The sequence below is a fragment of the Nonomuraea phyllanthi genome, assembly GCF_006334985.2.
In the GTDB taxonomy this organism is placed as follows: domain Bacteria; phylum Actinomycetota; class Actinomycetes; order Streptosporangiales; family Streptosporangiaceae; genus Nonomuraea; species Nonomuraea phyllanthi.
Genome location: NZ_VDLX02000008.1, coordinates 264458 through 284213, shown reverse-complemented (window position 1 = coordinate 284213; position 19756 = coordinate 264458). Strand labels below are relative to the sequence as shown.

General features: G+C 72.8%; 19 protein-coding genes. 3 read left to right on the top strand and 16 right to left on the bottom strand.

Features of this window, described 5'->3' with window-relative positions:
- The first annotated feature begins 14 nt into the window (after positions 1 to 14).
- A complete protein-coding gene (gene pyrF / locus FH608_RS22940) occupies positions 15 to 848 on the top strand; it encodes an orotidine-5'-phosphate decarboxylase (RefSeq protein WP_139632620.1) in 834 nt (277 codons plus the stop codon).
- On the opposite strand, the gene leuA is transcribed toward pyrF, so the two are convergent.
- Positions 839 to 2584 carry a 2-isopropylmalate synthase gene (leuA, locus tag FH608_RS22935; RefSeq protein WP_226899794.1) on the bottom strand — a complete coding sequence of 582 codons (1746 nt, stop codon included), beginning with the start codon at positions 2582 to 2584 and terminating at the stop codon, positions 839 to 841. The two genes, pyrF and leuA, sit on opposite strands and share 10 nt — an antisense overlap.
- Before the next feature lie 176 nt (positions 2585 to 2760).
- Here leuA and FH608_RS22930 point away from each other — a divergent pair, with 176 nt between their 5' ends.
- Positions 2761 to 3459: a FadR/GntR family transcriptional regulator gene (locus tag FH608_RS22930; protein WP_139632619.1), complete on the top strand. Its 699-nt coding sequence runs from the start codon at positions 2761 to 2763 to the stop codon at positions 3457 to 3459.
- Positions 3460 to 3505: 46 nt separating this feature from the next.
- Here the strand turns inward: FH608_RS22930 and FH608_RS51595 are convergent, their stop codons facing one another.
- The 6 genes from FH608_RS51595 to FH608_RS22900 all read right to left on the bottom strand — a co-directional run bounded on the left by FH608_RS51595 (position 3506) and on the right by FH608_RS22900 (position 9483).
- The gene (locus tag FH608_RS51595) at positions 3506 to 5317 is read right to left on the bottom strand and encodes a hypothetical protein (protein WP_193318567.1); all 1812 of its coding nucleotides are present in this window, start codon (positions 5315 to 5317) and stop codon (positions 3506 to 3508) included.
- 35 nt (positions 5318 to 5352) lie between these two features.
- On the bottom strand, positions 5353 to 6057 hold the full coding sequence (locus FH608_RS22920) for a FadR/GntR family transcriptional regulator (RefSeq protein ID WP_139632618.1): 705 nt from the start codon (positions 6055 to 6057) through the stop codon (positions 5353 to 5355).
- 60 nt (positions 6058 to 6117) lie between these two features.
- A complete protein-coding gene (locus FH608_RS22915; RefSeq protein WP_226899793.1) occupies positions 6118 to 6945 on the bottom strand; it encodes a carbohydrate ABC transporter permease in 828 nt (275 codons plus the stop codon).
- Entirely contained in the window at positions 6942 to 7877 is a 936-nt protein-coding gene (locus FH608_RS22910; RefSeq protein WP_226899822.1) for a carbohydrate ABC transporter permease, read from the bottom strand. The genes FH608_RS22915 and FH608_RS22910 overlap by 4 nt, the downstream gene beginning before the upstream one ends.
- A gap of 25 nt (positions 7878 to 7902) precedes the next feature.
- Positions 7903 to 9153 (bottom strand): ABC transporter substrate-binding protein, encoded by a 1251-nt coding sequence (locus tag FH608_RS22905; protein ID WP_139632616.1) that lies wholly within the window; start codon positions 9151 to 9153, stop codon positions 7903 to 7905.
- A 120-nt stretch (positions 9154 to 9273) separates the two neighbouring features.
- Entirely contained in the window at positions 9274 to 9483 is a 210-nt protein-coding gene (locus FH608_RS22900) for a hypothetical protein (protein ID WP_139632615.1), read from the bottom strand.
- A gap of 44 nt (positions 9484 to 9527) precedes the next feature.
- Here FH608_RS22900 and FH608_RS22895 point away from each other — a divergent pair, with 44 nt between their 5' ends.
- A complete protein-coding gene (locus FH608_RS22895) occupies positions 9528 to 10019 on the top strand; it encodes an NUDIX domain-containing protein (RefSeq protein WP_139632614.1) in 492 nt (163 codons plus the stop codon).
- 8 nt (positions 10020 to 10027) lie between these two features.
- Here the strand turns inward: FH608_RS22895 and rbsK are convergent, their stop codons facing one another.
- The 9 genes from rbsK to FH608_RS22850 are packed head-to-tail and all read right to left on the bottom strand — an operon-like array spanning position 10028 to position 19528.
- Positions 10028 to 10912, bottom strand: a complete 885-nt coding sequence (gene rbsK, locus FH608_RS22890; RefSeq protein ID WP_139632613.1) for a ribokinase — start codon at positions 10910 to 10912, stop codon at positions 10028 to 10030.
- Positions 10909 to 12315 (bottom strand): ADP-ribosylglycohydrolase family protein, encoded by a 1407-nt coding sequence (locus tag FH608_RS22885; RefSeq protein WP_139632612.1) that lies wholly within the window; start codon positions 12313 to 12315, stop codon positions 10909 to 10911. The genes rbsK and FH608_RS22885 overlap by 4 nt, the downstream gene beginning before the upstream one ends.
- Positions 12312 to 13451, bottom strand: coding sequence for an ADP-ribosylglycohydrolase family protein (locus FH608_RS22880; protein ID WP_139632611.1), 1140 nt, complete (start codon positions 13449 to 13451; stop codon positions 12312 to 12314). The genes FH608_RS22885 and FH608_RS22880 overlap by 4 nt, the downstream gene beginning before the upstream one ends.
- Complete coding sequence (locus FH608_RS22875; RefSeq protein WP_139632610.1) at positions 13448 to 14422, bottom strand: ADP-ribosylglycohydrolase family protein; 975 nt, start codon at positions 14420 to 14422, stop codon at positions 13448 to 13450. The genes FH608_RS22880 and FH608_RS22875 overlap by 4 nt, the downstream gene beginning before the upstream one ends.
- Before the next feature lie 6 nt (positions 14423 to 14428).
- On the bottom strand, positions 14429 to 15400 hold the full coding sequence (locus FH608_RS22870; RefSeq protein WP_139632609.1) for an ADP-ribosylglycohydrolase family protein: 972 nt from the start codon (positions 15398 to 15400) through the stop codon (positions 14429 to 14431).
- The gene (locus tag FH608_RS22865) at positions 15397 to 16707 is read right to left on the bottom strand and encodes an ABC transporter substrate-binding protein (protein ID WP_139632608.1); all 1311 of its coding nucleotides are present in this window, start codon (positions 16705 to 16707) and stop codon (positions 15397 to 15399) included. The genes FH608_RS22870 and FH608_RS22865 overlap by 4 nt, the downstream gene beginning before the upstream one ends.
- Before the next feature lie 9 nt (positions 16708 to 16716).
- Positions 16717 to 17562, bottom strand: a complete 846-nt coding sequence (locus tag FH608_RS22860) for a carbohydrate ABC transporter permease (RefSeq protein WP_193318566.1) — start codon at positions 17560 to 17562, stop codon at positions 16717 to 16719.
- Complete coding sequence (locus tag FH608_RS22855) at positions 17559 to 18473, bottom strand: carbohydrate ABC transporter permease (protein WP_139632607.1); 915 nt, start codon at positions 18471 to 18473, stop codon at positions 17559 to 17561. The genes FH608_RS22860 and FH608_RS22855 overlap by 4 nt, the downstream gene beginning before the upstream one ends.
- Entirely contained in the window at positions 18470 to 19528 is a 1059-nt protein-coding gene (locus FH608_RS22850) for a LacI family DNA-binding transcriptional regulator (RefSeq protein WP_139632606.1), read from the bottom strand. The genes FH608_RS22855 and FH608_RS22850 overlap by 4 nt, the downstream gene beginning before the upstream one ends.
- Positions 19529 to 19756: the final 228 nt, after the last annotated feature.

The window sequence follows — 19756 nt, the reverse complement described above, 5'->3', positions numbered from 1 at the left end:
TAGGGGGCCTTGGGATGAACGAGTCGTTCGGGACACGCCTGCGAGGCAGGCTCGACAAGTACGGACCTCTCTGTGTGGGCATCGATCCGAGTCCGGCGCTGCTGCACGCCTGGGGGCTCGACGACTCGCCCGCCGGCCTGGAGAGTTTCAGCCGCACCGTGGTCGACGCGGTGAGCGACGTCGCCGCCGTGGTCAAGCCCCAGTCGGCCTTCTTCGAGCGCTGGGGCAGCCGGGGCATCGCCGTGCTGGAGCGGACCATCGCCGACCTGCGCGACGCCGGCACGCTGGTGCTGCTCGACATCAAGCGCGGCGACATCGACAGCACGATGGCCGCCTACGCCGAGGCCTACCTCGACCGGGGCAGCCCGCTGGCCGCCGACGCCGTGACGCTGAGCCCGTATCTCGGGTTCGGGTCGCTGGAGGGCGCGATCCTGTCGGCGGTGGCCAACGACGCGGGCGTGTTCGTGCTGGCCCGCACCTCCAACCCGGAGGCGGCCCCGCTGCAGCGGCCGGTCGCCGGCCAGGTGCTGGCCGGCGCCGCCGCGGCGAACGCGGGGCACGCGCCGTTCGGGCCCGTCGGTGTGGTCATGGGCGCAACCCTGCCCGCGTCGGACGACGCGCTCACCGCGCTGACCGACCTCAACGGGCCCATCCTGGCTCCGGGGCTGGGCGCCCAGGGCGCCACCCCCGCCGACGTGGCACGGGTGTTCGGCCCCGTACGCCACGCCGTCGTGCCCTCGGTGTCGCGGGCCGTGCTGGCCGACCCCGGCCGGCTGCGCGCCCGCGTCCTCCACTACCGGGACGAGTGCGTCGCCCACCTGACCGCGGAGATCGCCACTCAGAGCTGAGCCGTCCCAGCGGGCGTCCGTGCCGAGGTGCGCGCCCGGTGGACGGCGGCGAGCAGGGCGTGCACCGAGGCGGTCAGGACGGAGGTGTCCTGGGCCGCGCCCCAGCGGGTGACACCGTTCACGCGGGCCTCCACGTACGCGATGGCCCGCCCGCCCCGGCCCGGGTCGAGGGCGTGCTCGGCGTAGTGCAGGATGTCCACCTCGGTCCCGTCGCCCGCCAGCGCGGCGGCCAGCGCGGACAGCGGCCCGTTGCCCGTGCCGCGCAGCCGCCGCCCGTCGCGCAGCGTCCCGGTGAACTCGTGCGTCCCCGGCCCGGTCTCCCGCGTGCTCCACTCGGCCGGCCCGCCGCTCTCCCCCGGAGCCAGGTAGGTGGCGTGGAACAGCTCCCAGAGCTGCTCGGCCGTGATCTCCTCGCCGCTGCCGTCGGTCGCCCGCTGGACGACCGCCGAGAAGTCGATCTGCAGTCGGCGCGGCAGCTCCAGGCCGTACCGGGTGCGGAGGAGGTAGGCGATGCCGCCCTTGCCCGACTGGCTGTTGACGCGGATGACCGCCTGGTAGTCGCGGCCGATGTCGGCGGGGTCGATCGGCAGGTACGGCACCTCCCACGGCGCCTGCTCCGGCGGCACGCCCAGCTCGGCGGCCCGCTTGGCGTGGTGGGCCAGGCCCTTGCCGATGGCGTCCTGGTGGGTGCCGGAGAAGGCGGTGTGGACGAGGTCGCCGGCGTAGGGGTGGCGGTCGGGGACGGGCAGGCGGTTGCAGTGCTCGACGACCCGGCGGATCTCGTCGATGTCGGAGAGGTCGAGCATGGGGTCGACGCCCTGGGTGTGCAGGTTGAGCGCGAGCGTGACCAGGTCCACGTTGCCGGTGCGCTCGCCGTTGCCGAACAGGCAGCCCTCGACCCGCTGCGCGCCCGCCAGCAGGGCCAGCTCGGCGCAGGCCACGCCGGTGCCGCGGTCGTTGTGCGGGTGCACGGACAGGATCACGGCGTCCCTGCGGTCGAGGTGGCGGTGCATGTACTCGATCTGGTCGGCGTACACGTTGGGCGTGGCCACCTCGACCGTCGCGGGCAGGTTGTGGATCACCGGGCGGTCCGGGGAGGCGTCCCACAGGGCAGTCAGGTCGTTGCAGATCTCCAGGACGTAGTCCGGCTCGGTGAGGTTGAACACCTCCGGCGAGAACTGGAAGCGCACGTCCCGGCCGTCCGCGAGCATGGCGTCCGCGAGCCTGGCGACGTGCGCGGCGGCGTCCGTGATGAGCCCGCGCAGCTCGCGGCGGTCGTGGCCGAGGACGACGTCGCGCCAGGTGGGGGCGGTGGCGGTGTAGAGGTGCACGACCGCCCGGGGCAGGCCCTCGATCGAGGCGAAGGTGCGCTCGATGAGGTCCCGCCTGGCGGCCGTGAACACCACCACGGTCACGTCGTCCGGCACGGCTCCGGGCGTGGCGAGCTCGCGTACGAAGTCGAAGTCCGTCTGGCTGGCGGACGGGTAGCCGACCTCGATCTCCTTGAAGCCCATGCGGGTGAGCAGGCCGAACATCCGGCGCTTGCGGGCCGGGTCCATCGGCTCGGCCAGCGCCTGGTTGCCGTCGCGCAGGTCGACGGGCACCCAGAGCGGGGCCCGGGTGATGCGCCGGGCGGGCCAGCCGCGGCCGGTGAGCGGCACGTCGACGCGCTGGTGGGCGGGCTGGTAGCGGTGGTACGGCATGGCGCTGGGGCGCTGCCGGTTCCAGTCGTACATGGCTGATCTTCCTTCTCCGTCGTCGGTGGGAAGGACCGGCGAGCACCCTGACCACCGCGGCGGGGTGCCGGTCCGGTCAGGCCCCGCCGCGGCGGCCGAGAAGGAGACCGTACGACGTCATGGGAGCTACACTAGCCACAACACAGGTCCTCAGACAACCTGAGAGGTAGGGTGTGATGCCGCTCGGCTCCCTCCGTCCCAGCCCGCTCGTCGAGCAGGCCACCGAGCGCCTGCGCGAGCAGATCACGCAGGGCGAGTGGCCCGTGGGCACCCGCCTGCCCGGCGAGAACGCGCTGGCCAAGGCGCTCGGGGTGGGCCGCTCGACCGTGCGGGAGGCGCTGCGCGCGCTGGCCGGGGCGGGGCTGGTGCGGGCCCGCCAGGGGTCCGGGGTGTTCGTGATCGCCACCGACCCGGTCGACGACTGGCCGGCCCGGCTGCGGCGGGCCGCCGTCGCGGACGTCTACGAGGTGCGCATGATGGTCGAGACGCAGGCCGCCCGGCTGGCCGCGCGGCGCCGTACGGACGAGGACGTCGCGGCGCTGGAGTCGGCGCTGGCGGCGCGGGCGGGGGCGGCGGCGCAGGACGACGCGGCGTTCGTGGACGCCGACATCGCCCTGCACGCGGCGGTCGTGGCGGCGGCCGGCAACCCGGTGCTGACCGACCTGTTCGCGGAGTTCGCGCCGGTGCTGCGCGAGGGGCTGATCGGGCTGGTGGAGGTGCTCGGGCTGCGCTCGCACGAGCGCAACCCCGGGCACGACACGCACGCGGCGCTGGTGGCCGCCATCCGCCGGGGGGACGGGGCGGCGGCCGGCGACGTCCTGCAGGAGGAACTGGAGCGCACGCTCGCCCTCCTCCACGGGAGGCCGGGAGCCTGAGTGGTCAGGTCCCGTGCGGCCTTGGACGGCAGGCGCCCCTCGGGGGTCAGGTCTGGGCGCCGACCACAGTGCCGTCCGTGTCGGAGGTGAACGCGCTGCTCTTGATCCGCAGCAGCCCGGACCCGTCGGCGTGCAGGGCGCCGCCGCCCAGCGGCAGGTGGTTGGGGCCGGTGCCGGTGACGCCGGTGTTGGCGAAGCAGGCGCCGGCGTACAGGGTGCCGCCCTGGAACTCGATGGACGAGCCGGCCCCGAACGTGTTGAGCGCGATGAGCACCGACGCCCCCGGCATGACGATCACGCGGCGCTCGCCGGTGCCCGCCAGGTGGTTGCCGACGCACTGGGCGTCGGGCCCCTCGAAACGGCCGACGAACGGCGCGTCCGGCGTCTCGAACCGGTTGCCCTGGATGATCGCGCCGGGTCCCTTGACCCGGAAGGCGGAGGCCGACCCGGCGGTGAACCGGGAGCCCGTGAGCATCAGCCCTGCGGCGGCCGGCGGGCCGTTGAGCACCAGCGGCGCCGCGCATTCCCGCACCTCGACGCCGTCGAGCGCGACATCGGCCGCGGAGACCAGGATCGCCTCGGGCGCGGCGGTGTTCCGGTGGCCGAAGGAGCCGCCGGTGAAGCGGTTGCCCGGCCCGGCGCAGTGGATGGCCCTGCCGTCGCGGGCGGTGCCCTGCGTGGAGCCGAAGCGGAAGTCCTCCACCGCGCAGCCGCTCACGTCCTTGTCGAAGAAGATCATGCGGCGGGCGGTGTCACCGCCGCGGATGCCGCGCACGTGGCTGTCGCGCACCCGGCGGGTGAAGATGACGAACGAGCCCGCGCCCGCCGTGTCGCCGAGGTCGACGTTGTCGAAGCGGACCCGGTAGGCGTTGGAGACGACGATGTAGTTGTAGCCGGTGCTCGCGCAGTCGACGTCGGCGAAGGTGATGTTCGACATGTCGGCGCCGAGGAGGTCGTCGGTGCTCGACACGCCGCCCGGGTAGTAGCTGAGGTCGACGCCGGCCGTCAGCCCCTCGACGCTCACGGCGGCGAACGTCGAGCCCGGCTCGGTCGCGGTGTCGTGGATCGTGATGTCCCGGCAGTGCACGTTGCGGCAGTGGTACTGGAAGGTCAGCGCCTTGCGGCCGATGCGGGAGAAGGTCATGTTCTCCACCCGGACGTCCGCCAGGAAGGAGCCGCCCAGGCCGTTGTTGTTCCTGGTGCCGCGGGTGTCGAGGTGCAGGCCGGAGACGTGGACGCCGCGCACGGTGCGGGCGGGCGGCCCGGCGGCGGTGGTGGGGGCGTCGCCGTGGATGCCGATCAGGGCGCCCGCGCCGCTCTCGGCGGAGAACAGGGTGATCTTCGACCGGTGGCCGTCGCCGTACCAGGTGGTGCCGTCCCTGGTGAGGGAGATCTGCTCGGTGCAGTGGTACGTCCGGGCGGTGCCGGGCACGTAGATGACCCGGTCGAGCCTGGCGGCGGCGAGCAGGGCCTCGGTGTCGTCAGAGCCCGTGCCGGCCTCCTCGTCGTAGTCGCCCCTGGCGCCGAGCGCCCTGACGGAGACGACGTCGTCGGCGATCTCCCACCAGGTCCCGTCGGCGGAGCGTAAGTGCCACCGGTCGGGGCGGTCGGGCGCGCCGGCGAGCCGCCGGTACGTCGCGCCGCCGCCGTCACCGGGCGCCGAGTATCCGTCGGTGCGCAGCGTGCGGTACTTGCGGGGGACGTGCTCCCTCGCCACCTGGGCCGCGCTCGACACGGGCAGCGCCGCCGCGTCGGCGGTGGCCGCCTCGGCGGACTCGGCGCCGACCAGGACGGCACCGGTCGCGCCCGCGCCCGCGTAGCCGAGCAGCCGTCTCCGCGACAGCGGGGTTTCGGCCATGAGGACTCCTTCCGAACGGTAAGGGTGATCAGCGATCAGACCTGCGGGACGCCGGTACGGGCGGCGCCGGGGTCGAGGATGGCGGCGCGCGCCCGTACGTCGTCGAAGTGCGCGCGCATGCTCGCGGCGGCCGCCTGCGCGTCGCCGGCCCGCAGCGCGTGGACCACGGCCAGGTGGATGGCCCCCACCTCGGTGCCCTTCGCCCGCGGGATGGCGTCGCCGAGCCGGGAGAACATCTCCCAGAACGTCTCGATGACCTGGTCGACCAGGGAGTTGTGCAGCCCCCGGTACAGCATCAGGTGGAACTGCTTGTCCACGTCGGCGCTCGACTCGCCCGCCGCCTCGCGCTCCTCCATGACCCTGGCCAGCCGCTCGCACTCCTCGAGCTCCGCGCCGGCGCCGAGCCGGGCCGCGAAGTGCATCAGCCCGACCTCCATCGCCTCGCGGGCGACGAGGATCTCGGCGAAGTGCGCGTCGCTGTCGACCAGCCCGTACGGGAGCTGCTCGATGATGGGGCGGAAGGAGAAGGCCGCCACGAACAGCCCGTTGCCGTGCTGCGCCTCGATGACGCCGAGCGTCTGCAGGCTCTTGGTCGCCTCGCGCAGGGACGGCCTGCTGACCCCCAGCTCGGCGGCCAGCACCGCCTCGGCGGGCAGCCGGTCGCCCGGACGCATGCCGTGCTGCTGGATGTACTCCTTCAGCCGGGCCTGGGCCTCCCGGTAGATGGGCCGCCTGCTCACGTCGTCACCCCATGAGCGGCTTCGCGGTTACGGTGCATCAACCATCCTTGTCTGTCGGCGTCAACTCTTGCTCGCCCCGGCGGTGAGCCCTCCGACGACGAAGCGCTGCAGGAAGAGGAACGCCAGGAAGATCGGCAGGGCCACCACCGCGGAGACGGCCATCACATCGTTCCACCGCGTCCCAAACGCGTTGGTCAGACCGGCGAGAACGACGCTCACCGGCTGCATCTCCTCCTTGGTGGTCAGGGCCAGCGCGAAGACGAACTCACCCCAGGCTCCGAGGAAGCTGACCACGGCCACGGTGACGATCCCGGGCACGGACACCGGCAGCGCGATCCGCAGGAACGCCGACCACTGGTTGCAGCCGTCGACCGTGGCGGCCTCGACCACCTCGCCCGGCACGGTCAGGAAGTACGGGCGCAGCACGGTCACCGCCAGCGGCACGGCCAGCGAGCAGTTGGCCAGGACCAGGCCGGTGTAGCTGTTGACCATGTCGAGCCTGCTGAAGATGACGAACATGGGCAGCGCGAGGTTGATCGCCGGGATCATCTGGACCACGAGGAAGAGCAGCAGGAACGTGTTGACGAAGCGCAGCCGGAACCTGGCGAGCCCGTACGCGGCCGGGAGCGACAGGGCCAGCGTCAGCGCCGTCGTGGCGATCCCGACGATCGTGCTGTTGAGCAGCCCCCGCAGCACGCCCGAGCTGTTCAGGACGCTGTCGGCGTAGGCGCGGAACGTGACCGGCGACGGGATGAGGTCCGGCGGCGAGGCGAAGACGTCGCCGGGCTGTTTCAGCGACGTGGCCACCATCCAGTAGACGGGGACGACGTAGACGCCCGCCAGGGCGATCCCCAGCACGGAGCTCAGCCAGGCGCGCGGGATCCTCACGATGCCTCTTCCCTTCTGAGCGAGCGGAAGTAGAACAGGCTCAGCGCCAGCGGGATGAGCAGCATGACCGTGGTGGCCGCCGCGCCGGTGCCGAACCTGAAGAACTGGAACGCCTCCAGGTAGGCGTGGATGGGCAGGATCGTGGTGGCGTCGCCGGGGCCGCCCCGGGTCATCAGGTAGATCGTGTCGAAGGTCTTGAACGTCGTGACGAACAGCAGGAGCAGCACCGTCATGCTCACCGGGCGCAGCATCGGCACGGTGATGCGGGAGAAGCGCTGCCAGGGGCCGGCTCCGTCGATGCGCGCCGCCTCGTACAGCGTCTCCGGGATGCTCTGCAGCCCGGCCAGCAGCAGGATCATGGCGAACGGCGCGGTGCTCCACACCGTCGCCGTGACCACCGAGATCAGCGCGGACGTGGGCTCGACCAGCCAGAACACGCCCTTGTCCAGCAGGCCGAGGCCGCCGAGCACGGTGTTGAGCAGGCCGTAGGTGCCGTCGAGGATCCAGCGCCAGATGTTGGCGCTGACCACGGTGGGCAGCACCCAGGCGATCAGCAGCAGGGACCGCATGAGGTTGCGCCCGGGGAACGTCTTGTTGAGGAAGACCGCCAGGCCGAGCCCGCAGGCGAAGGAGACGCCGACGCTGAGCACGGTGTAGATCAGGGAGATCGCCAGCGCGGACCGGAAGTCGGGGTTGGCGAGCTCCTCGGCGTAGTTGTCGAGGCCGACGAAGTCGGCGTCTCCCGTGACGATCTGCCTGAGCCCCGCGTCGCGGAAGCTCAGGTCGATGTTGAAGACCAGGGGGTAGAGCACCGTCGCGGCCAGGAACACGACCGCGGGCAGCACGAACAGGTAGGCCGTGAGGGGAACCCGCCGCCTGTTCGGCGGGCGGCCCGTGGCCGTGGCGGCGCCGGTGGAGCGCCGCGCGATCATGGTGGTCAACGCCGGTGCCTCTTCCCTACTCGGCCAGCGTCTTGTCGATCTTCTGCTGCGCCTCGGCCAGCGCCTGGTCGACGGTCGCCGAGCCGCTGATCGCCGCCTGGAGCGCTCCCTGGACGTGGGTGAACACCTCGCTGGAGTGCTCGGCGAGGGCGCCGCTGGGGGCCCAGGCGCTCTTGAGCTGCTCGGCGAACACCGAGCGGGCCTCGTCGCCGTCGGCGGGCACGTCGTCGCGCGTGGCGAGCTTGTTGCGGTCGGGCAGGTACTCCGCCAGCGCCTTGGGGTCCTGCATCCAGGTCATCAGGTCCCATGCGGCGTCGGGGTGGCTGCTGCCGGAGGTGATGGCGAGGTTCTCGGCGGCGAGGAAGGTGACCTGCCGGGTGTCTCCGGGCAGCAGGGCGATCTTCCACTTCAGGTCGGGGTTCTCCTTGCGCAGCGTGCTCACGTACGTCGCCGAGTTGATCATCATCGCGGCGCGGCCGTTGGCGAACTGGTTCTTGACGTCCTCCTCGTTCCAGCCGATGATCCCCTTCGACATCGCGCCGCTGTCGACCAGCTGCTTGAACTGCGTCAGCGCCTTGTTCGCCGCGGGCGAGTCGATCTTGGTGACGTCGCCGCCCGCCGCGAGGATGCGGATGACGAGCGCCGTGGCGCCCTCCTCGCCCTCGACGCCGCTGACGGCCAGCCCCTGCCGGTCGCCGGAGGTGAGCTTCCTGGCCGTCTCGGCCATCTCGTCCCACGTCTTCGGCGGCTTCACGCCCGCCTCGTCCAGCAGTTCGGTGTTGTAGTAGACGGCGTAGGTGTCGGCGACGTGCGGCAGCGCGTACGTCTTGCCGCCGACCTGGGTGGTCTGCCAGATCGAGGGCAGGTAGGCGTCCTGCTTGCCCCACTTCGCGACCCTGTCGCTGAGGTCCTCGATGATCCCGGCCTCGGCCATCGCCTGGGTGGAGGTCGCGCCGATCAGCGCGATGTCCGGCAGCTCGCCGCCCGCGGCCGACTGGAGGATCGTGCGGTTGAAGTCGCCGAAGGGGATGTGGCGGGGCTCCACCTTCACGCCGGGGTGCGCCTGCTCGTAGCGCTGCAGGAACCGGACGAGCGCCCCGCCCGTCGCGCTCTCCGGCGGGCCGTAGAAGTGCCACAGCGACAGGGTGGTCACTCCGCCGGGTTCCTGCGCCTCCTCCCCTCCGCTGCCGCAGCCCGCCACTAAGGCGCCGGCGAGCAGCGCGACCGCCGAGAGCCTGCCGAGGTCGCGCATCCCACTTCGTGACATCTGTTCCTCCAGTGTCCTGAGTCACACACGAGGGAAAATAAGTAAGATGTCAAACATCTGTCAACTGGTTACGGCCACATCTCTCCCAGGTTTCGGCCCGCCGGGATGTGGAGGCGCTGGTCAGCCGGTGGGGCCCGCGTCCGGGCGGATGACGTCCTCGTCCTCGCCCGGCTCCTGCTCCGGCTCGCGCTCCTCCCACTCCTCGGGCGGGTTGGCGGGCACGGGGCGGCGGTACTTCGGCGTGATGCAGCCGGACCGTTCGGCGACGACGTCGCTCTCGCCGTCCACTCCCCGCACCGCCTCAGGCAGCTCTTCGGATTTCTCGCTCATGGCTCCCACCTGCCCCGGACAGCCGCTTTGCTACCGTTCGGTGGATGATCGAACGGATCCAGCGCCCCACGGCGCGCGTCATCCTCGCCGCCCCGGACGATCGCGTGCTGCTGTTCCGTTTCACCCCGCCGGACCCGTGGCCCAAGGAGCCCGCCTGGCACCTGCCCGGCGGCGGCGTGGAGCCGGGCGAGTCGCTGGTGGAGGCGGCCATGCGGGAGGCCCTGGAGGAGACCGGCCACGTGCTCGGCCCCGCCGACCTCGGCGATCCCGTCGCGGTGAACGAGGGCCCGTGGTCCAACCTGGGGCGCCACTTCTACTCCGTGCACACGTACTTCTTCGCGCGTGTGGCGGCGGCCACGGTGGCGCCCACCGCGCCGGAGGACTTCGACTCGGAGGACTTCGTGAACGCCAGCCGGTGGTTCGGCGCCGCCGAGCTGGCCGGGCTGACGGAGCTGGTGTTCCCGCCGGGGCTGGCCGGGCTGCTGCCCGGCCTCCTGTCGGGCGTGCGGCCCGCCGCCCCTGTCAGGCTGGGATAGGTCCGCCCCTACGGGAGGGCGTTCTCGATCTCGTGCCGGGTCGGCATCGAGGTGCTGGCGCCCTCGCGCTGCACCGACAGCGCCGCCGCCGTGGAGGCGAACGCCAGCGCGCCGGCCATGTCCTGCCCCTCCGCCCTGGCCACGGCCAGCGCGCCCACGAACGTGTCGCCCGCCGCCGTGGTGTCGACGGCCTCCACCTTGACCGCGGGCACCCGCAGCCGCCGCCCCTGCCGCGCGCCGTAAAGAGCGCCCTCGGAGCCCAGGGTGATCACCGCCTCGGGGACCCGCTCCAGCAGCGCGCCGAGCGCCGTCTCCGGATCGGTGACACCGGTGATGGCCGCCGCCTCGTGCTCGTTCGGGACGATCACGGTGACGGCGTCGAGCAGCTCGTCCGGCAGCGGCTGCGCGGGGGCCGGCGTGAGCACGACGGGAACGCCGGAGACCTGGGCGGCCTGGGCCGCCGCGACGACGGCCGCCATGGGCAGCTCCAGCTGGAGCAGCAGCGCCTCCGAGCGGGCGATGGCCGCCAGGTCCTCCCCTGAGGGGCCGTTGACGGTGCCGTTCGCGCCGGGCACGACGATGATCGAGTTGCCGCCTCCGTCGTCGACCACGATGTGCGCGATGCCGCTGGGCCCCGGCACCTGGCGCAGCCCGCGCACGTCGACGGCGGCCTCCACCAGGGTGGCGCGCATCTCCGCGCCGAACCCGTCGTCGCCCACCGCCCCGAGGAACGCCACGTGCGCGCCCGCGCGGGCGGCGGCGATGGCCTGGTTGGCGCCCTTGCCGCCGGGCACCGTCCTGAACCGGTGCCCGGTGACCGTCTCGCCCCGTTTGGGGGCCTCGGAGACGTACGCGACGAGGTCCATGTTGGCGCTGCCGAAAACCGAGATCATGCCCCCATCATCTCCTGTGTACGGGCCGCCAGCGCGGCGAGGCTCACCCCGTCGAACCCGGTCAGGCTGCTGCTCAGGCTGTCGCGCATCCGCCACTGATCCGGCACGCCCCCGTGGAGCGCGCCCGCGATCGAGCCGGCGGTGGCCCCGGCCGAGTCGGTGTCCCAGCCTCCGGCGACCGCTCCGGCGATGGTGGCGGTGAAGTCGCCCCGGCCGTGGACGAGCGTGGCGGCGACGAGCGCGGCGTTGTTGATGGTGTGCACCCAGTGCAGGCTTCCATGGCGCTTGTGCAGGAGGTCGACGACACGCTCGAAGTCGTCCTCGCGGGCGGCGTCCGCGGCGGCCAGGCGTACGGCCCCGTGCAGGCGCGAGCGCTCGGGCACCACGGACAGTCCCGCCCGCACGACCTCCGTCGCGTCCGTGGCGACCATCGAGGCGGCGCACATCGCGGCCACGAACATCGCCCCGTAGATCCCGTTGGCGGTGTGCGTGAGCCGGGCGTCGCGCCAGGCCAGCTCGGCCGCCGCGGCCGGGTCGCCCGGGTTGACCCAGCCGTACACGTCCGCCCTGATCAGGGCGCCGATCCACTCCCTGAACGGGTTGCGGTGAGTGGCCGTGCGCGGCGGCTCGACGCCGTCCAGCAGGTTGCGGTACGCCACGCGCTCGGCGGTGAACGTCCGGCCCGCGGGCAGCTCGTCCAGCCACAGCCTGGCCACGTCCTCGGTGGTGAAGCCGCGGCCGTGCCGCTCCAGCACGGACAGGGCCAGCAGCGGGTAGTTGAGGTCGTCGTCCTCGGGCACGCCGTCGATGGTCTCGGCGAGGGAGTTGACGGCGCTGCGGCGGTTCCACGGCCAGCGGCGGGCCACGTCGTCCGGCAGGCCCGTGGCGGTGAACCAGCCGCGGATCGGCCAGTTGCCGGTGGCCTCGGCGATCTCCCTGATGCCCGCGCGCGGGATCTTCTCGACGGGCTTGCCCAGCACGCACCCGGCCGCCCGCCCGAGCCACGCCCCCAGCACCCGCGCCGGATCGGCCCGGCGAGCGGCGCCGGGGCGCGAGCGCGGGTCCGGCGAGGCGGGGTGGGCGGAACCGGCGGGAGTGGCGCGCGGGCGCGGCCAGGCGGGGCAGGCGGCGATGATCCCGGCCAGGTCGGACGGCTCGTCCAGCGGCGACGGGATCGCGGCCAGCTCGTCCAGCAGCTCCTCCGCCAGCCCCCGCAGCCGCGCCGCGCCCGGCTCCGAGGCCCCGGCGCGCGGCGGCGCGTCGTGGCCGCCGGCCGCGTGCCACCGCCGCGCGATCCCCCGCACGCGGTCGCCGTCGGGGCCGGACGCCCGCCCGTCCTCGGCGGCCTGGCGCACCTCGTGCCCGACCAGGTCCTCCGGCTGGACCCAGGTGAGCCTGATCACCGGCGGTCCAGCTCGGCGAAGGCGGCCTCGTGGTCGCGGCGCCGTTCCAGGTCGCCGGCGTGCACCCGGCGGGCGACCTCCGCGATGGCCCGCCCGGGAGCCACCAGGTCCGTACGGCTGGCCTCCCCCACCTGCGCGACCCACTCCGGCGGCACCGCCGCGAGCCCGCCGAGCGCGCCCGCGACGGCCCCGCCCATGGAGGCGATCGAGTCGGCGTCGCGCCCGTAGTTGACGCCGCCCAGCACGGTGTCGCGGTAGTCGCCCTTGGCGATCACCAGGAAGCCGAGCGCCAGCGGCAGCTCCTCGATGCTGTGCACCCGGCTCGGCCGCCGCGCCCCCAGCCCCTGGTCGCGGTAGGTGTCGGCGACCGTGTCGTACGGCCGCATCGCGGCGCGCAGCGCCTCGAACGACCCGTCCCAGTGCCCCAGCCCGGCGGCGGCCTCGCACACCGACTCGATGGCGGCCCTGGTGCCGTCCTTGGCCAGGCGCAGGCAGGCCGCGACCACGGAGTCGGCGGTCGCGCCGGGCCGCATGGCCTCGGCAACGGCGGCGGCCATCACGCCGGCGGCCTCGCGGCCGTAGCTGGACTGGTGGGCGCCGGCCAGGTCGACGGCCTCGGCGTAGGCGGCGTCGGGGTCGGCCGCGTTCACGATGCCGACGGGGGCGACGTACATGGCGGCGCCGCAGTTCACGATGTTGCCCACTCCCGCCTCGCGCGGGTCGGCGTGCCCGTAGTGGAGCCTCGCCACGATCCACTTCTCGGCCAGGAAGATCCGCTGCAGCGGGAGGGCCTCTGCCTCCAGCTCGGGGATCCAGCGCCGCTCGCCCATGAGCTCGGGCACCAGGTGCTCGGCCATCGCGTACGCGTCCAGGTGCGCGCCGGTCTTCTCGTACACGCGGATCAGCGCGTGCGTCATCAGCGTGTCGTCGGTGATGTGCCCGTCGCCCTTGTGGTACGGGGCGATGGGGCGGGCGTTGCGCCAGTCCTCGTTGAACGGCGGCACGACGCCTTCGACGCGCCCGCCGTACCTCTCGACGATCTGCTCGGGGGTCCAGCCCTCGGTCGCGCCGCCCAGCGCGTCACCGACCGCCGCCCCCGCCACGCAGCCAGTCGCCCTGTCCTCAAGCGGCGTCATGCGATTCCCTCCGATAGTCCTACCGTCAACTCGATCAGATCCCGGCCCGCCAGATCGGGCAGGCAGCAGCCGGCCAGGGTGCGGGCCGACACGGCCCACCCCTCCGGGATGGCGTCGTACCCGCCGCACGCCCCCGCCAGCGCCCCGGTCAGCGCGGGCGCCGAGTCGGCCAGCGCGGCCAGGCAGGCCGCCGCCGGCACGGCGCGGGCGAGCTCGCCGCCCGCCGCCTCGGCCAGCGCCAGCGCGACCGGGACGGTCTGCGCGGCGCCCACGCCGTAGCTGTAGACGTGGTCGAGGAGCGCGGCGTCGAGCGCGGGCACGGCCGCGAACGGGTCGCCCGCCCGGCGGGTGACCTCCAGCGCGAGCCGGGCGTTGTGGCCGATGGCGGTGTCCCGCGGCAGTACGGCCAGCGCCGCCTCGACCGCCTTCCGCGCCGACCCCGACGCCACGGCCTCGGCCACCGCGGCGGCCATGGCCTGGGCGCCCAGCACGCCGTCGTAGGCGTTGGTCACCTGGGCGTCCTGCGTGGGGTCCCGGCCCAGGGCCCCGAACGCGACGGCCCTGACGGCGGCGGCGTCGTCGAAGTGGTGCGGGTTGTCGTGCCCGGACGCGGGCGGCTCGACGCCCCTGGCGAGGTTGCCGAGCGCGGTGGTCACCGAGATGCGGGCCCGTATCCCTTCCGGCAGCTCGCGGAAGGCCTCGGCCCTCGGGCGGTCGATCGTGAGCGCCGTCCAGGCGAGCCACTCGGCGTCGTCGGACGGCCCGACGGCCAGCGGGGCCGTGGGCTGGTTCAGCGCGAACGGCACCGGCAGCGTGGTGACCCGGTGCTCCTCGGCGAACGCGTCGAGCTCCCGGTGCAGTCGCCGGCTCCACGGGGCGTGCAGGGCCGCTCGGTGCCTGGCCGCGGGCCAGCCCACGGCGTCACCGACGGCGAGCCCCGCGAAGGCCCCCCTGATTCTGTCCCCCGACATGATGATCTACAGTCCTCCCGCCAGTTCGTCGGCCAGTTCGTCGGCGATGTCCAGCACATGTCTTCCGGCCACGACGGGCAGGCACTTGCCTGTCGCGGGCGCGATCCTGGCCGCCCACCGTTCGGGCACGCCGCCCTCGCCGCACATCGCTCCGGCGATCGCGCCCGCGATGGCGCCGATCGTGTCGGCGTCCCTGCCCAGGCTCACCCCGAACGTCACGGACGCCTCGACGTCGCCGCCGCCCGCCAGCACCGCTCCCATCGCCAGGGCGACGGCCTCGGGGGCCAGGTCGGTCCAGGGGTAGTCGTGGACGACCGCGGCCTCGTGCAGCGCCTCCTCCAGCCCGCCTGCGGGCGCGGCGGCGACGGCGGAGCGGGCGCGGCGGATGGAGCGGGAGGTCCACGAGTCGGCGGGGATCACCGACAGCGCGGCCTCCACCGCGTCCTGCGCCGGTGCCCCGCCCATCGCGGCGGCCACCGCCCCGGCGACCGCCCGGCCGCCGAGTATGCCCTCGCCGGACGCGCTGACCAGGCCGTCCTGCTCGATCAGCCGGGCCGCCTCCGCCGGGTCCCCCGGGCAGAAGATCCCGTACGGCGCGGCGCGCATGGCGAGCCCGTCCGACCAGCCGTGCGAGTGCACCAGACCGGTCAGCGGCGGTTCCAGCCCCCGGCGGAGCGCCTCGACGGTGCCCAGCTCGGAGAAGCCGGCCCCCCGCATGGGCCCGGTCACCCGCGGGATGATCTCCCGCCGGTAGGCGGCCGCCACGTCGGCGGAGGTCAGCGCGTGCCCGTGGCGGACCAGCAGGGACGCGGCGAAGATGGCGTACTCGGTGTCGTCGGTGCCGCCGCCCTCGATCTCGGTGAGCCGTCCCCACCGCCGCCGGATCTCCGACGGCGGCAGGTTCTCGGCCGGCGCCCCGAGGGCGTCCCCGGCCGCGAGGCCGAGGAGACACCCGCGGGCTCTGTCCCGGTGGTTCAACGCTGGTACCGCTCCAACACCTCGTTGCCGTCCTCGACGAGCTTCGCCGCGGCGTCGTCAATGGTGATCTTGTTGCCGAAGTACTGCTGCAGCACCGGCGTGGCCACCTTCGTCTTCCACTCGTCGAAGCCCTTGACCTTGAGGAACGGCGCCACGACGAGGTTCTTGGCGGAGGCGGTGGCGACGTCCCAGCCGTTCTCCTTGGTGGTCATGGCCGGGTCGTCGGCGGCCTTCTGGGAGGTCGGCAGCAGCCAGTCGCCCTTGGCGAGCTTCGCCTGGTTGGCGCCGTTCAGGAAGAACGCGATGAACTTCATGGCCTCGTCTACGTGCTCGCTGTCCTGCGAGATCGACAGCGTCTGCGAGACCGCGCCCTGCTGGGCGCTGGTGCCCGTGGGGCCGGGGAGCGTGACCCACTCGAAGCCCTCGGGGGCCTGCTCGGCGACCTGCTGGCGCAGGTAGACGCCCGCGGGCAGCATGGCGAACTTGCCGTCGTAGAAGGCGGGCAGCGGGTCCGCGGTGCCCTGGCCGAGCGCGCCCGGGTCGGCGGACTTGTCCTTGTAGAGCTGGTCGTGGATGCGCTGGAGCACCTCGCGCTCCTCCGGCCCCACCTTGACCGTGGTCTTGCCGCCGGAGGTCTGGAAGAACGTGCCGCCGAAGTTGAGCGCCAGGTTGAGCGTCTTGTTGACCGGCGACTTCATCGCCCAGGCCACGCCGTACGTGCCGCCCTTGGTCATCTTCTTGGCCGCCGCCGAGAACTCGTCCCACGTCCACGGCTGGTCCGGCGTCGGGACGCGCACGCCGGACGCGTCGAGCAGCTTCTTGTTGGCGATGATGACCTGCGACTCCTGCAGGAACGGCACGCCGTACACGCCCTGCGCACCCTTGCCGTCGTCGAAGGTGACGGTGTCCCAGGCGGCCTGCGGGATGTCGCTCTTGAGCTCGGCGGGCAGCTTGTCCTTCAGGTCCAGCAGGTAGCCGTCGGAGGCGAAGCCGGCCAGGGCGGGCGAGTCGTTGTGGATGACGTCGGGCGCCGTGCCGCCGGCGAACTGCGTCACGAGCTGGTCGTTGACGTTGTCCCAGCTGCCCTGGACGTAGGTGACCTGGATGTTGGGGTTGGCCTTGTTCCACTCGTCCACGATCTGCTTGTTCGCGGCGACGGACTCCTTCTGCCAGGCCAGGCTGAGGAAGTCGAGTTTCACCGGCTCGTTGCCGGAGGACGAGGACGAGTCGCCGCCGCCTCCGCCGCTGCCACACGCGGCGGCGAGCGCGACGATCGCCGCCGCCGCCAGAGCGGACTTGATTCGCATATGAGCCTCCTAGCCCTTGACGGCGCCGGCCATCAGGCCGGACTTCAGTCGCCGCTGAATGATTGCGAAGAAGATCAGGCTCGGGATCGTCGCCATGAGCGACGCCGCAGCCAGCGGGCCGAGCCTGGCCACCCCCTCCGGGCCGGTGAAGCGCACCAGCGTGAGGGGCAGCGTCATGACGCCGGGATCCTGCAGGATCACGAGCGCGAACATGAACTCGTTCCACGAGGAGATGAAGGCGAACAGCAGCGTGGCCACCACGCCGGGCATGAGCAGCGGCGCCACGACGCTGGCGATCGAGCGCAGCCGCGTCGCGCCGTCCACGGCCGCCGCCTCCTCCAGCTCGCGCGGCACGGCGCGCACGTAGCCCTGGAGCATCCACAGCGCGAACGGCAGCGTGAACGTGACGTGCACCGCCACCAGCCCCGGCAGCGTGTTGATCAGTCCGATGTCCCGCAGGATCATGAAGAGCGGGATGATGATCAGGATGAACGGGAACACCTGGCTGACCAGCACCCAGCCGATCGCGACGCGGTTGACCAGGCTGCGGTAGCGGGCCATCGCGTACGCGGCGGGCAGCGAGACCAGCACCGTGATCACGCTGCTGAACAGCGCCACGACCAGGCTGCGCGCCGCCGCGCCGACCAGGTCCTGCTCGCCGAACGCGTCGGAGAAGTTGGCCAGCGTCGGGTTGTCCGGGATCCACGTCGGGTCGGTCAGCGCCAGCTCCCGCGGGGTCTTCAGCGCCGTGGACAGCAGCCACAGCAGCGGGAAGGCCAGGAAGACGATGAACGCCGCCAGCGCGACGTACTGCAGGACCCGGATGCCGACCGGGCTCGAATCGGCGCGTCTCACTTCGTCTCCCTCATCTGCCGCCACAGGTAGAGCCCGAGGACGGCCAGCACGACGATCGCCATGGTCAGGCCGAGCATCGAGGCGTAACCCGCCATGCGGTACCGGAACGCCTCCTCGTAGGCGAACAGCATCGGCAGCCGCGTCTGGCCCCCGGGCCCGCCCTGGGTGAGCACGTACACCAGGCCGAACTGGTTGATGTTCCACACGAAGTCCAGCGAGGTGATCGCCACGATCACGGGACGGAGCTGCGGCAGCGTGATGTTCCAGAACCGCCGCCAGCGGCCCGCGCCGTCCACCTCGCCCGCCTCGTACAGCTCCTTGCCGATGCCCTGCAGGCCCGCCAGCAGCACGACCGTGGTCTGCGGCATGCCGGTCCAGACGCCGACCACGATGATCGCGGGCAGTGCCAGCGAGAAGTCGGCCAGCCAGTTGATGTCCGTGCCCAGCAGGTCGTTGAGGATGCCGGCGTCGGGGTGGTAGACGAGCTTCCACATCAGGCCGATGACCACGGGCGGCATCGCCCACGGCACCACCGCCAGCACGCGGGCCAGGCCCCTGAACCAGAGCCGCTCGTTGAGCAGCAGCGCCAGGCCGAGCGCGGCCAGGAACTGCAGCACGGTCACCGACACCGCCCAGATGGCGCCGATCTTGAACGAGGACCAGAAGTCCTCGGCGCTCAGCAGCTCGGCGAAGTTCTCCAGGCCGACGAAGCTCGTCTCGTGGTTGCGCGTGTTGCGGGCGTCGGTGAACGCCAGGCCGACGCCGTACAGCAGCGGCCCCACGCTGAACAGCAGCACCGGCACCATCGCCGGCAGCATGAGCAGCCACAGCTCGCGGGTCTGGCGCGAGATGCGGCGGCGCCTGCCCCGCGACCGCCGCGGCGGCGCCGGCCTCGTCACGGTCGCCGTCACTCGGCGCTCTCCTTCCTGTCCGTACGGGATTCCGCCGGGAAGTCCGCCACCGGCGCGCCGGCCGTGGACGCCCGCACCACGAGGCGGGGCGCCACGGTGACCAGCCGGGGCTCGCCGTCGCCGCCCTGCAGGCGTTCGAGCATCAGCTCGGCGGCGGCCCTGCCGCGCTCGGCCGACCCGAGCGAAACGCTCGACAGCGACGGCCAGGAGGCCGCCGCGAGGTCGGTGTCGTCCATGCCGACCACCGCCACGTCCTCGGGCACCCGCCGGCCGGCGGCCCGCAGCACGTCGAGCGCGCCGAGCGCGATGAGGTCGTTGGCGCACATGAGCGCGTCCACGTCGGGGACCCTGTCCAGCAGCTCCGCCACCGCGCGGCCCCCTTCCGCGCGGTAGAAGTCGCCGATCTGGACGAGGTCCTCGTCGTAGGGCAGGCCGACGCCGCCGAGCGCCTCCCGGTACGCCGCGCCGCGCGCCGCCCCGGGGACGGTGTCGAGCGGGCCGTTGATCATGCCGATCCTGCGGCGGCCGAGCGCGTGGAGGTGGTCGATGGCCAGCTTGACGCCGGTACGGGAGTCCGCGCGCACGTTGTCGACCCGGGTGCCCTCCGGCACCTGACCGATGATCACGACGGGCGCCCTGGCGGCGTCCAGCATCTCCAGGTGCGCCTCGGTGACCCGCAGCGGAACCATGATCAGCCCGTCCACGTACCGCTCGCCGAGGCTGTGCAGCACGTCGATCTCGTCGGCGACGACGGCGTCGGTGGAGTGCAGCACGAGCCGGTATCCGGCGTCCTTCAGCACGGGCTGGATCTGGCGCAGCATGGCCAGGTAGGCGGGGTTGCCGACGTCGGCCATGGCGAAGGCGACCTGGTGGGTGCGGCGCGACTTGAGCGACCTGGCCACGGCGTTGCGCACGTAGCCGAGCTCGTCGGCGGCGGCCATCACCTTGCGCACGGTCTCCTGCCTGGTCGGCAGGCCGTTCAGCACCCGCGAGACGGAGGCGATCGAGACACCGGCGCGCTCGGCGATCGTGTTGATCGTGGGTCCGTCGGCCAAGGTTGTCCCTTTCATCGTCTGTAAACGTTTACGGAATGCGGTAGATCAGTTCTGTAAACGTTTACCGTTGTTGGGACATGAAACCGGGATGCAACTTGCAGGTCAAGTCACGATCGCATAACACCAGGTCAGCAGGGGTTCTGGCAAATTCAGGCCACCGCCGCGACCCCGGCGATGCCGGTTTCGGGCGCGCTCCTCCACGTGGGACGCGGGCGGCGACATTTCGGC

What these genes read in the sequence shown, in the direction of transcription:
- leuA (WP_226899794.1), bottom strand. Translation starts at nt 2,584, where the DNA reads ATGTACGACTGGAACCGGCAGCGCCCCAGCGCCATGCCGTACCACCGC.
- FH608_RS22910 (WP_226899822.1), bottom strand. Translation starts at nt 7,877, where the DNA reads ATGATCGCGCGGCGCTCCACCGGCGCCGCCACGGCCACGGGCCGCCCG.
- FH608_RS22865 (WP_139632608.1), bottom strand. Translation starts at nt 16,707, where the DNA reads ATGCGAATCAAGTCCGCTCTGGCGGCGGCGGCGATCGTCGCGCTCGCC.
- FH608_RS22875 (WP_139632610.1), bottom strand. Translation starts at nt 14,422, where the DNA reads ATGTCGGGGGACAGAATCAGGGGGGCCTTCGCGGGGCTCGCCGTCGGT.
- pyrF (WP_139632620.1), top strand. Translation starts at nt 15, where the DNA reads ATGAACGAGTCGTTCGGGACACGCCTGCGAGGCAGGCTCGACAAGTAC.
- rbsK (WP_139632613.1), bottom strand. Translation starts at nt 10,912, where the DNA reads ATGATCTCGGTTTTCGGCAGCGCCAACATGGACCTCGTCGCGTACGTC.
- FH608_RS22880 (WP_139632611.1), bottom strand. Translation starts at nt 13,451, where the DNA reads ATGACGCCGCTTGAGGACAGGGCGACTGGCTGCGTGGCGGGGGCGGCG.
- FH608_RS22905 (WP_139632616.1), bottom strand. Translation starts at nt 9,153, where the DNA reads ATGTCACGAAGTGGGATGCGCGACCTCGGCAGGCTCTCGGCGGTCGCG.
- FH608_RS51595 (WP_193318567.1), bottom strand. Translation starts at nt 5,317, where the DNA reads ATGGCCGAAACCCCGCTGTCGCGGAGACGGCTGCTCGGCTACGCGGGC.
- FH608_RS22930 (WP_139632619.1), top strand. Translation starts at nt 2,761, where the DNA reads ATGCCGCTCGGCTCCCTCCGTCCCAGCCCGCTCGTCGAGCAGGCCACC.
- FH608_RS22895 (WP_139632614.1), top strand. Translation starts at nt 9,528, where the DNA reads ATGATCGAACGGATCCAGCGCCCCACGGCGCGCGTCATCCTCGCCGCC.
- FH608_RS22900 (WP_139632615.1), bottom strand. Translation starts at nt 9,483, where the DNA reads ATGAGCGAGAAATCCGAAGAGCTGCCTGAGGCGGTGCGGGGAGTGGAC.